Annotated in this window: 9 protein-coding genes and 1 pseudogene; 7 read left to right on the forward strand and 3 right to left on the reverse strand. The window is 67.7% G+C overall.

Annotated elements, in window-relative coordinates; translation table 11 throughout:
• Together VNQ78_RS04335 and VNQ78_RS04340 are read right to left on the reverse strand one after the other, a co-directional pair.
• A pseudogene (locus VNQ78_RS04335) lies at window positions 1–246 on the reverse strand (SDR family NAD(P)-dependent oxidoreductase); the annotation flags it as partial.
• Window positions 243–1229: an LLM class flavin-dependent oxidoreductase gene (locus tag VNQ78_RS04340; protein WP_325686967.1), complete on the reverse strand. Its 987-nt coding sequence runs from the start codon at window positions 1227–1229 to the stop codon at window positions 243–245. The pseudogene VNQ78_RS04335 and the gene VNQ78_RS04340, both read right to left, overlap by 4 nt.
• A 99-nt stretch (window positions 1230–1328) precedes the next feature.
• Here VNQ78_RS04340 and VNQ78_RS04345 point away from each other — a divergent pair, with 99 nt between their 5' ends.
• From VNQ78_RS04345 to VNQ78_RS04355, 3 genes are all read left to right on the forward strand, one after another.
• On the forward strand, window positions 1329–2810 hold the full coding sequence (locus VNQ78_RS04345) for an AMP nucleosidase (RefSeq protein ID WP_325686969.1): 1482 nt from the start codon (window positions 1329–1331) through the stop codon (window positions 2808–2810).
• Window positions 2811–2961: 151 nt separating this feature from the next.
• Window positions 2962–3261, forward strand: a complete 300-nt coding sequence (locus VNQ78_RS04350; RefSeq protein ID WP_325686971.1) for an HU family DNA-binding protein — start codon at window positions 2962–2964, stop codon at window positions 3259–3261.
• Between the two features lie 145 nt (window positions 3262–3406).
• Window positions 3407–4330: a DMT family transporter gene (locus VNQ78_RS04355; RefSeq protein ID WP_325686973.1), complete on the forward strand. Its 924-nt coding sequence runs from the start codon at window positions 3407–3409 to the stop codon at window positions 4328–4330.
• Here VNQ78_RS04355 and VNQ78_RS04360 read toward each other — a convergent pair.
• Window positions 4285–4878 carry a glutathione S-transferase family protein gene (locus VNQ78_RS04360; protein ID WP_325686975.1) on the reverse strand — a complete coding sequence of 198 codons (594 nt, stop codon included), beginning with the start codon at window positions 4876–4878 and terminating at the stop codon, window positions 4285–4287. The two genes, VNQ78_RS04355 and VNQ78_RS04360, sit on opposite strands and share 46 nt — an antisense overlap.
• Before the next feature lie 60 nt (window positions 4879–4938).
• Between VNQ78_RS04360 and VNQ78_RS04365 the strand changes: the two genes are divergently transcribed.
• The 4 genes from VNQ78_RS04365 to VNQ78_RS04380 all read left to right on the forward strand — a co-directional run.
• Window positions 4939–5667, forward strand: a complete 729-nt coding sequence (locus tag VNQ78_RS04365) for a YafY family protein (protein WP_325686977.1) — start codon at window positions 4939–4941, stop codon at window positions 5665–5667.
• A gap of 59 nt (window positions 5668–5726) precedes the next feature.
• On the forward strand, window positions 5727–6719 hold the full coding sequence (locus VNQ78_RS04370; protein ID WP_325686979.1) for a ligase-associated DNA damage response exonuclease: 993 nt from the start codon (window positions 5727–5729) through the stop codon (window positions 6717–6719).
• Window positions 6716–8263 carry a cisplatin damage response ATP-dependent DNA ligase gene (locus VNQ78_RS04375; protein WP_325686981.1) on the forward strand — a complete coding sequence of 516 codons (1548 nt, stop codon included), beginning with the start codon at window positions 6716–6718 and terminating at the stop codon, window positions 8261–8263. Before VNQ78_RS04370 ends, VNQ78_RS04375 begins: the two co-directional genes overlap by 4 nt.
• Window positions 8260–10673 (forward strand): ligase-associated DNA damage response DEXH box helicase (locus VNQ78_RS04380; RefSeq protein WP_325686983.1); only part of this gene is annotated, 2414 nt, incomplete at its 3' end. The genes VNQ78_RS04375 and VNQ78_RS04380, both read left to right, overlap by 4 nt.

The raw sequence follows: 10673 nt of genomic DNA on the forward strand, positions 1-10673 counted from the left end.
GCCAAAGGCGGCGAGCGCCGGGTCGCGGCCGTCCTCCGGCCCGGCCGAGATCAGGATCGCATCGGCGCGGGCGATTTCCCCGGCAATCGCGGTCTCCTCGCCGGGCCAGAGCAGGGGCGTGGCGCCCAAGGCCGCCACGCGGGCGGTGTCGCCGCGTGTGGTCCCGCTGACCTGCCAGCCCTCGGCCAGCAGCAGGGGGGTCAGGAAGCCCGCCGAATAGCCGTGGCCAAGGACCAGCATCCTCATGCGCGTGCCCGCAGGATATCCGCCGCCAGCGCGAAGGAGCGGTGTCGCGCCGCCTGATCGTAGATATTCCCGACGAGGATCAACTCATCCGGCCGATAGCGGGCGATTAGGTCGTCCAACTGCGCCGCGACGGTATCGGGCGCGCCGACGGCGCTGACCGACAGCGCGCGCTCGACCATCGGCATGACGGTTTCGGGAACCGCGTCGCGGATGTCATCGACCGGCGGAGGCAGCAGGCCCGGCGTGCCAAGGCGCAGCCGCGCGAAGCTGATCATCTGGCTGGTGCGCAGCTTCTGCGCCTCGGCATCGGTATCGGCCACGATGACATTGACCGCCAGCATGAAGCGGGGCGTGTCGCCGAAGGGCGTCTGCTCGAACCGGGCGCGATAGAGTGTCACGGCCTCGTCCAGGTCGCCGGGGGCGAAGTGGCTGGCGAAGGCATAGGGCAGCCCCAGCGCGGCGGCGAGGCTCGCGCCGTAAAGCGACGAGCCGAGGATCCAGACCGGCACATTGGTATCCTGCCCCGGATGCGCCGCAACCTGCGCGCCCGGCACGGCCGGCCCGAAATAGCGCAGCAGTTCGACGACATCGTTCGGGAAATCCTCATTCCGGGACATGCCGCGCCGCAGGGCGTGCATGACCGCGCCATCGCCGCCCGGCGCGCGCCCAAGGCCAAGGTCGATCCGGTCGCCGTGGATGGTCGCAAGCGTGCCGAACTGTTCGGCAATGGCCAGCGGCGCGTGGTTCGGCAGCATGACGCCACCCGCGCCGACCCGGATCCGGCTGGTCTGCCCGGCGACATGGTCGATCAGGACCGAGGTTGCGGCGCTGGCGATGCCCGGCATGTTGTGATGCTCGGCCAGCCAGAAACGGTGATAGCCCCAGTCCTCGGCCGCGCGGGCCAGCGAGACGGAATTGGCGATGGCCTGGCGGGCGTCGGAACCCTCGGCCACGACGGCAAGATCAAGTATCGAAAATTGCATCCGGGTAACTCCTTTGCCTCAGCAGATAGGGTGCCCCGTCGCTGCTTGCCAGTGCGGCATGGCGCTGGCACAGTCCAGAAAAAGCAGGAGTGCAGCGAGATGACCGACAATCGGCAGTTGCCTGTCGAAGCCCCCGAGAAAGCCCAGCGTGTCGCCTTCACCGATCCCGCGGCCGCGGTCGATCGCCTGATCGAGCTTTACGAGCGGGCTTCGCATTTCCTGCTGGACCGTTTCGTCAAGACGCTGGCTGGCGGTCGGCCCGTTGCCCGCTATCGCGCCTTCTATCCCGAATTGCGCATGATCGTGCCGAGCCACACCAAGACGGATTCGCGCCTGTCCTTCGGCCATGTCCCGGTGCCCGGCAGCTATTCGACGACCGTGACGCGCCCGGATCTTTTCCGCGGCTACCTGACCGAGCAGATCAGCCTGCTGATGAAGAACCACGAGATCTCGGTCACGGTGGGCGACAGCGAAACGCCCATGCCCGTCCATTTCGCGGTGGCGACGCAAAGCGACCTGAACGTCCCGCAGGAGGGGGTGCTCCACTTCTCGCTGCGCGACGTGTTCGACGTGCCGGACCTCAACACGATGAACGACGACATCGTCAACGGCACCTCCGGTCCGAACCCGGATGGCAGCCAGCCGCTTGCGCCCTTTACGGCCCAGCGGGTGGATTATTCGCTGGCGCGGCTGGCGCATTACACCGCGACCCTGCCCGAGCATTTCCAGAATTTCGTCATGTTCACCAATTACCAGTTCTATGTGGACGAGTTCGAGGCCTTCGCCCGCCGCGCGCTTGGCAACCCCGAGTCGGGCTATACCGAATTTGTCGGGCCCGGAAACCAGACCCTCGAGCGGCCCGAGGATATTCTGGCCACCGGCGCCAAGACCCCGCAGATGCCGGCCTATCACCTCAAGCGCCCGGACGGGGACGGGATCACGCTGGTCAATATCGGCGTCGGCCCCTCGAACGCGAAGACGGCGACCGACCATATCGCGGTGCTGCGGCCCCATGCCTGGCTGATGGTCGGCCATTGCGCGGGCCTGCGCAACTCGCAGAGCCTTGGCGATTTCGTCCTGGCCCATGCCTATCTGCGCGAGGATCACGTCCTTGACGACGACCTGCCGGTCTGGGTTCCGATTCCCGCGCTGGCCGAGGTGCAGGTGGCTCTGCAGGAGGCCGTGGCCGAAGTCACCCAGCTTGAGGGCTATGAGCTGAAGGGGATCATGCGCACCGGCACGGTAGCGACCATCGACAACCGCAACTGGGAGTTGCGCGACCAGTCCGGCCCGATCCAGCGGCTTTCGCAATCCCGCGCCGTGGCGCTCGACATGGAAAGCGGAACCATCGCGGCGAACGGCTTCCGCTTCCGCGTGCCCTATGGGACGCTTCTCTGCGTCTCGGACAAGCCGCTGCATGGCGAGTTGAAGCTGCCGGGCATGGCGACGGACTTCTATCGCACGCAGGTGGCGAGTCACCTGCTGATCGGAATCCGTGCGATGGAAAAGCTGCGCGCTACGCCGCTGGAACGCATCCATTCCCGCAAATTGCGCTCGTTCAACGAGACGGCCTTTCTCTGAAGGGTCCAGATGACGTGCGTTTCGCTGCGTTTGCTGATAGAAAAGGCCAAAAATGGCTTGCACCTTTCGCAAAAAGCTTGTGTAGCGCCCTTCATGCCGCCAAGGTGGCGTCCGAAAATTTCCCGAACGGGAAACAACGAGGAGACAGACAATGGCTATGGCCGCTTCTAAACCGATGACCAAAACCCAGCTGGTGGCCACGCTCGCCGAAGAAATGGGCAGCGACAAGAAAACCGCTGCTGCGGCGCTGGACGCGCTTTCGGCCGTCGTGTCGAAAACCGTCGCCGACGGCGGTGCCGTGACCCTGCCGGGCATCGGCAAGGTGGCTTGCCGCGCCCGCCCCGAGCGTCAGGTCCGCAACCCGCAGACCCAGGAAATGATGACGAAGCCCGCCGACAAGGTGGTCAAGGTCACCATCGCGAAGGCGCTGAAGGACAGCGTGAACGCCTGATCTCGGGCTGATCGCAAAGTGAGGGGCCGCGCATCACCTGCGCGGTCCTTCGCGTTTCAGGGGTGGGCGCGCGTCCGCCTTTGGCCTTGCGCCCGCCACTTCATCTGCTAGCCAAGTATGGCAGGGTTGAAGGAGGGACCGGCGCATGGACATCAAGGCGGTCCTGATGGGGTTGGGCTTCGCGCTGATGTGGGCCTCGGCCTTCACGACGACGCGGATGATCGTGACCGCTGCACCGCCGCTGACGGCGCTGGTGATCCGCTTTGCCCTCTCGGCCGTGGTGGCCCTGCCGCTGGCGCTGGCGATGGGCCAGAACTTCAGACTGAGCCGCGCGGAATGGCGCACGGTCGTCATCTTCGGCATCTGCCAGAACGCGCTTTACCTCGGGCTGAACTGGATCGCGATGCAGCATGTCGAGGCTTCGGCCGCCGCGATCATCGCCTCGATGATGCCGCTGATCGTCGCCTTCTTCGGCTGGCTGTTCTATTCCGAGAAGCTGCGCCCCGCCGCGATCCTCGGGCTGGTTGCCGGCGTCGTGGGCGTGGCGTTGATCATGGGCGTCAGGTTGCAGCACGGGCTGAACATTCCCGGGACGCTCCTCTGCCTTGTCGGGGTGGTCGCGCTGACCATGGCGACGCTGGCGGCGCGCGGCGCGGGCGGCAGCCGGAACATGATGACCATCGTGGGCCTGCAGATGGCGGTCGGCGCGCTGACCCTGCTGATCCCGGCCTTGGTGCTGGAATGGGGCCGCCCCGTGGAATGGAGCGGCCGGTTGGTCTGGGCCTTCCTTTATACCGTGCTGGCACCGGGTATCGGTGCGACCTGGCTGTGGTTCCTGCTGGTCAACCGCATCGGCGCCGTCCGGGCCGCGACCTTTCATTTCCTGTCACCGATCTTCGGCGTGGCCACCGCCGCGCTGCTGCTGGGCGAAAGATTCGGCGCCTCGGACGTGATCGGGGCGCTGATCGTCGCCGGAGGCATCCTGATGGTGCAGCTTGCCCGGATACCGGGCGCGGGCACGCCTCAGCCGCCCGCGGCCTCCGCCCGCGTGGCCGAGGGGCGGGACTGAATCCGCCCGACCCATTCGGTGATCGCTGGCGTGGCGGGCATCTGGTCCGCGAAAAAGATGAACGGGGCGGCGACCAGCAGATCGGCAGCCGAGAAATCCTCGCCCAGCAGATAGGGCTGGCGTGACAGCACCGCGTCGAGTTCGCCGATCGCCGTGTCATAGTCGCGGAAGGTCGCCATCAGCGCCGGATGGTTCATTTCGGTGAACCGGAGGATCACCACTGGCTCCAGCACGCCCTGATACCAGAAAAGCCAGCCAAGGTATTCGCCGCGCTTCGGATCGCCGGGCAGAGGCCCCATCCCCGCCTCGGGGAACATGTCGGTCAGATAGGTGATGATCGCGCCCCGCTCGCGCACATGGTCGTCGCCATTGACCAGATAGGGCACCTTGCCCTCGGGGTGGGGGTTCGCGGGATCGCGCCCGCCCGATCCGTCGCGGCGCGGGATCGTCACGGTCTCGACCCGCACCTTGTCCAGCAGATCCATTTCCGCCAGCAGCGTGAGGATGGTTTCCGAGCGGCTTTGCGGGGCATGGTAAAGTGTCAGCATCTTGGCCTCCTGTTCTGATCGGGGCAGGATGCGCCTGCCCTGCTGACAGAAGGTGACAGCATGTCCCGCACCGATCGCCTGATGCGCCTGATGGACGCGCTGCGACGCCTGCCTGCCCCGGTGACGGCGGGGCGGCTGGCCACGGAAACCGGCGTCTCGCCCCGCCAGCTTTATCGCGACATCGCCACCCTGCGCGCCGGCGGGGCGCTGATCGATGGCGAGGCCGGGCTGGGCTATACCCTGACCGAGGATCCGGCCCTGCCGCCGCAAAGCTTCTCGCGGCTCGAGATCGAGGCGCTGCTTCTGGCGGTCTCGGGCCTCGCCTCGCTGGGGGACAAGGCGCTGGTCCGGGCGGGCGAGGATGCGATGGCGCGCATCATCGCCACCCTGCCGCAATCGCAGGGCCGCCACGCCATGCACGCGACGATGCGGCTGTTTCGCGAAACCCGGCATCCGCCGCTGCTACGGATCGACATGGACATGCTGCGCCAGGCGCTCTGGGACGAGCAGGGCCTGATCATGGACTATCTCGACCTTCAGGACCGCGCCACCACGCGTGAAATCTGGCCGCTGGGCCTGTCCTATAGCGACAGCAACATGATGCTCCTGGCGCATTGCCGGTTGCGGCAGGATTTCCGGGTGTTCCATATCGACCGCATCCAGTCGATGCGGCTGTCCGGTGCCAGTTTCCGCCCCCGGCGCGTGGCGATGCTGCGCGAATATGTCGGGGGTCGGAAGGCGGGCCTTGGGCAGTCGGGTCAGGGATCCGGCGCGCGGGACGGGCGTTGACGCAAGGACCGGCCACCGGTCCGGGTTGATTTTCACGAAATGTTCTACACCTTGGAGAGATGCGCGCCGATTCCATCCTGTTTCCGACCAAGGCCGGGCTCTATTGCCCCGCGGGCGATTTCCATATCGACCCGCTGCGGCCGGTCGCGCGGGCGCTGATCACCCATGGTCACAGCGACCATGCCCGCTTTGGTCATGGTGCGGTCATGGCCACGCGCGAGACGCTGGAGATCATGCGCCTGCGCATGGGCGACGATTTCGCGCGCGAGACGCAGGTGGCCGAGGGTGAGGTGCGGATCGGCGATGTCTCGGTCAGCTTCCATCCGGCGGGGCATGTGCTCGGCTCCTCGCAGATCGCGGTCACTGCGGCGAAGGGGCCGCGGATCGTGGTCTCGGGCGACTATTCGCGCCACCCGAACCCCACCTGCGCCGGGTTCGAGCCGGTGGCCTGCGATGTCTTCGTGACCGAGGCGACCTTTGGCCTGCCGGTCTTTCGCTTTCCCGACCCGGCGGCCGAGATCGCGCGCCTGCTGGCCAGCATGGCCGGGTTTCCCGATCGACCGCATCTGATCGGGGCTTATGCGCTTGGCAAGGCCCAGCATGTCATCGCGCTGCTGCGCGAGGCGGGCTATGACGCCCCCATCGCCATCCATGGCGCGCTGCAGGCGATGTGCGACTATTACATGCGGGCGGGCGTCGATCTGGGCGTGCTGGTCCCGGCCACCGCCGACGAGGTTCCCGCTCAGATCGTGATCGCCCCGCCCTCGGCCTTCGCCAGCCCGTGGGTGCAGCGCTTCCGTGACCCGGTGACCGGCTTTGCCTCGGGCTGGATGGCGGTCCGCGCCCGTGCCCGGCAGCGCGGCGCCGAACTGCCCTTGGTGATCAGCGACCATGTCGACTGGCCGATGCTGACCGGGACGCTGACCGAGCTTCAACCCTCGGAGGTCTGGGTCACGCATGGGACCGAGGACGGCGTGATCCGCTGGTGCGAGTTGGCGCAGATCCCGGCCCGCCCGCTGCGGCTGGTCGGTTACGAGGACGAGGCCGAATGAAAGCCTTTGCCACGCTGCTCGAACGTCTTGCCTTCACGCCGGCGCGCAATGCCAAGCTGCGGCTTTTGCAGCATTATCTGGAGCGCACGCCGGATCCCGACCGGGGCTGGGCGCTGGCCGCGATGACCGGGGATCTGGAATTGCGGGCCGTCACGCCCTCGCTGCTGCGCGGCCTCGCGGCCGAGCGGGTGGACGACCAGCTTTTCGCGCTGAGCTATGATTTCGTCGGCGATCTGGCCGAGACCATCGCCCTGATCTGGCCCGGCGGGGCCGAGGACGACCCCTCGCTGTCCGAGGCGGTGGCGCTTTTGCAGTCCACCGGCAAGGCGGGGCTGCCCGCCGCCATTGCCGGAATGCTCGACCGGCTTGGTCCGTCCGAGCGGCTGGCCTTCCTGAAGCTCGCGACCGGCAATCTGCGCGTCGGGCTGTCGGCCCGCATGGCGCGGATGGCGCTGGCCGGGATGGGCGCGCCGACCGTCCAGCAGATGGAGGAGGTGTGGCACGGCTTGACGCCGCCCTATGCGCCGCTTTTCGACTGGATCGGCGGAGGGGTGGTTCCCGAAAGCGCGGCGCTGGCACCGTTCCGCCCGGTCATGCTGTCGACCGCGACCGATCTGGGCGAGCTCGGCGCCCTCGATCCGTCCGAATATGTCGCGGAATGGAAATGGGACGGGATCCGTGTGCAGGCGGTCAGCGATGGCGGGGTGCGCAGGCTTTATTCGCGGACGGGCGAGGACATCTCGCAGAGCTTCCCCGACGTGATCGAGGCGATGGATTTCGACGGCACCGCCGATGGCGAATTGCTGGTCCGCCGCGACGAGGGCATCGCCCCGTTCGGAGAGTTGCAGAAGCGGCTGAACCGCAAGACCGTCGGCAAGTCGCTGCTGTCGAGCCACCCGGCCGGGTTGCGGCTTTACGATCTGCTGATCTGGGAGGGGCGGGATCTGCGCGCCGAGCCGCTGATAACCCGCCGCGCCGTGCTGGAGAGGGCGGCCTTCGCTTCGCCGCGTGTCGATGTCTCGCCGCTGCTGGAATTCGCGACATGGGAGGATCTGGCCGCGCTCCGCGCCGACCCGCCCGCCAGCGTGATCGAGGGCGTGATGATCAAGCGCCGCGACAGCGCCTATGTCTCGGGCCGCCCGCGCGGGCCGTGGTTCAAGTGGAAGCGCGATCCGATGGTGGTCGATGCGGTGCTGATCTATGCGCAGCGCGGGCATGGCAAGCGTTCGGGCTTTCATTCGGACTTCACCTTCGGCCTGTGGCGGGGCGAGGAGCTGGTGCCGGTCGGCAAGGCCTATTTCGGCTTCACCGATGCGGAGCTGCGCGAGCTTGACCGCTTCGTGCGCCAGCATACGACCGAACGCTTCGGCCCGGTCCGCGCGCTGGAGCCGAAGCTGGTCGTCGAGGTCGCCTTCGAGGGGCTGAACCGGTCGAGCCGCCACCGCTCGGGCGTCGCGATGCGCTTTCCCCGCATCAGCCGCATCCGCTGGGACAAACCCGCAGCAGAGGCCGACCACCTCTCGGCGCTGGAGGCGATGCTGTGAAGCTGCCGCCCGCTTTTCAGGACTGGTTCGCCCGGCAGGGCTGGGAGCCGCATCCCCATCAGCTGGCCCTGTTGGAGGCCGAGGGCGACAGCCTGCTGATCGCGCCTACAGGCGGCGGCAAGACGCTGGCGGGCTTCCTGCCCTCGCTGGTGGAGTTGGCGCGGGTGCGGGATGAGTATTTGGGGAACAGAGAAGATGCGAAGGGCGGGCTTCATACGCTTTATGTCTCGCCCCTGAAGGCGCTGACGGCGGATATCGGGCGCAATCTGGCGCGGCCGGTGGCGGAACTGGGGCTGGGCATCCGTGTCGAGGATCGGACCGGCGATACCGGCGCGACGCAGCGCCGCCGCCAGCGCGTCGACCCGCCCGAGATCCTGCTGACCACGCCTGAGAGCCTTGCCCTGATGCTGAGCTATCCCGAGGCGCCGGTGATCTTTGGCGGGGTCCGGCGGGTGGTGCTGGACGAATTGCATGCGCTGGCGGAAAGCAAGCGGGGCGACCAGCTGATGCTTGGGCTGGCGCGGCTGCGCGCGCTGGCGCCGGGGCTGCGCGTGACGGGGCTTTCGGCCACGGTCGAGGATCCGGCGGCGCTGGCGAGCTTCATGGCGGGTGCCGCCCCTGTCGCGATCCTTGAGGCCGATCCCGGTCCCGACCCGGATATTGCCATGCTCGCGACCGAGGAGCCCGCGCCATGGGCGGGGGGTGGGGGGCACTACGCCATTCCCGAGGTTCTTCAAGCGGTGCGGCAGGCCCGCACCACGATCATCTTCATCAATACCCGCGCCCAGGCCGAGCTGTTCTTTCAGGCGCTCTGGGCCGCGAATGAGGAGAACCTGCCGATCGGGCTGCATCACGGCAGCCTCGCGCGCGAGCAGCGGGCACGGGTCGAGGCGGCGATGGCGGCGGGTGAGTTGCGGGCGGTGGTCGCGACCGGCAGCCTCGACCTGGGGATCGACTGGGGGGCGGTCGATCTGGTGATCCAGGTCGGCGCGCCGAAGAACGTCAAGCGTCTGGTGCAGCGGATCGGGCGGGCCAACCATCGCTACAACGCGCCCTCGATGGCGCGGATCGTACCTGCGAACCGCTTCGAGCAGATCGAATGCGTGGCGGCGCTGGAGGCGGTGCAGCAGGGCGATCTGGACGGCGCGCCGCGCGGGCCGGGGCCGCTGGACGTGCTTTGCCAGCATATCCTGCTGACCGCCTGCACCGCGCCTTTCGAGGCTGATGCGCTTTATGCCGAGGTTCGGACCGCCGGCCCCTATCGCGGCCTTTCGCGCGTGGATTTCGACGCCTGCCTCGATTTCGCGGCGACCGGGGGCTATGCGCTGCGCGCCTATGACCGCTGGCAACGGCTGATGCTGCGGGACGGGCGCTGGCAGTTGCGCGACCCGCGGGCGGCGCGGCTCTTGCGGATGAATATCGGCACCATCGTCGAGAACGAGATGGTCAAGGTCCGCCTGCGCGGGCGTGGCGGCGTCCCTCTGGGCGAGGTCGAGGAGGATTTCGCCGCCAGCCTCGTTCCCGGTGACAGTTTCCTGATCGGCGGCAAGGTGGTTCGCATGGACGCAATGCGCGAAATGGTGATCGAGGTGACGCCCGCCCCCTCGCAGCAGCCGAAGATCGCGGTTTATTCCGGGGTCAAGCTGGCCATGTCGACGCAGCTTGCCCATCGGGTGCTGGCGCTGATCGGCGATCCCGCGCGCCATGTCGTCCTGCCGCCCGACACGCAGGACTGGCTGGCGCTTCAGGCCGAGGTCTCGCGCCTGCCCGAGCCGGGGCTACTGCTGTCCGAGAGCTTTCCCCATGCCGGACTGTGGCATTGCGCGATTTACGGCTTTGCCGGGCGGAATGCCCTGCAGACGCTGGGCCTTTTGCTGACGCGCGAGATGGAGGAGGAGGGCTTGGGGCCGCTTGGCTTCCTGATGACCGATTATGCGCTGCTGATCTGGTCCGTCGATCCCGTGACGGCGCCCGATCGGCTGCTTGACGCCGTGCGGTTGCGCGCCGGGCTTGGCGACTGGCTGGCCGAGAACGCGGTGATGAAGCGGACCTTCCGCAATGTCGCGACCGTCGCCGGGCTGATCCAGCGCAATATGCCGGGCCAACGCAAGTCGGGGCGGCAGGCGACGTTCTCCAGCGACATCCTCTATGACACGTTGCGCAAATACGATCCCGGCCATCTGCTGCTGCGGATCACGGCTGATGAGGCGGGCAGGGGCCTTGTCGATTTCGGGCGGATCGAGGAGATGCTGGAACGCTCGCCCCGGCGCGAGCATCGGATGCTGGCGCGCGTCTCGCCCCTTGCCGCGCCCTTGCTCTTGGAGATCAGCCGCGTCCCGATCCGCGGCGAGGGGCGCGAGCGGCTGGCGCGGGTCGAGGCCGAGGCCTTGATGCAGGCCGCCGGGCTGGG

The organism is Paracoccus sp. (in: a-proteobacteria) (assembly GCF_035556475.1).
GTDB lineage: Bacteria > Pseudomonadota > Alphaproteobacteria > Rhodobacterales > Rhodobacteraceae > Paracoccus.

Coding starts and splice junctions, on each gene's coding strand:
- VNQ78_RS04340 (WP_325686967.1), bottom strand. CDS start 1,229: ATGCAATTTTCGATACTTGATCTTGCCGTCGTGGCCGAGGGTTCCGAC.
- VNQ78_RS04355 (WP_325686973.1), top strand. CDS start 3,407: ATGGACATCAAGGCGGTCCTGATGGGGTTGGGCTTCGCGCTGATGTGG.
- VNQ78_RS04345 (WP_325686969.1), top strand. CDS start 1,329: ATGACCGACAATCGGCAGTTGCCTGTCGAAGCCCCCGAGAAAGCCCAG.
- VNQ78_RS04350 (WP_325686971.1), top strand. CDS start 2,962: ATGGCTATGGCCGCTTCTAAACCGATGACCAAAACCCAGCTGGTGGCC.
- VNQ78_RS04360 (WP_325686975.1), bottom strand. CDS start 4,878: ATGCTGACACTTTACCATGCCCCGCAAAGCCGCTCGGAAACCATCCTC.
- VNQ78_RS04370 (WP_325686979.1), top strand. CDS start 5,727: ATGCGCGCCGATTCCATCCTGTTTCCGACCAAGGCCGGGCTCTATTGC.
- VNQ78_RS04375 (WP_325686981.1), top strand. CDS start 6,716: ATGAAAGCCTTTGCCACGCTGCTCGAACGTCTTGCCTTCACGCCGGCG.
- VNQ78_RS04365 (WP_325686977.1), top strand. CDS start 4,939: ATGTCCCGCACCGATCGCCTGATGCGCCTGATGGACGCGCTGCGACGC.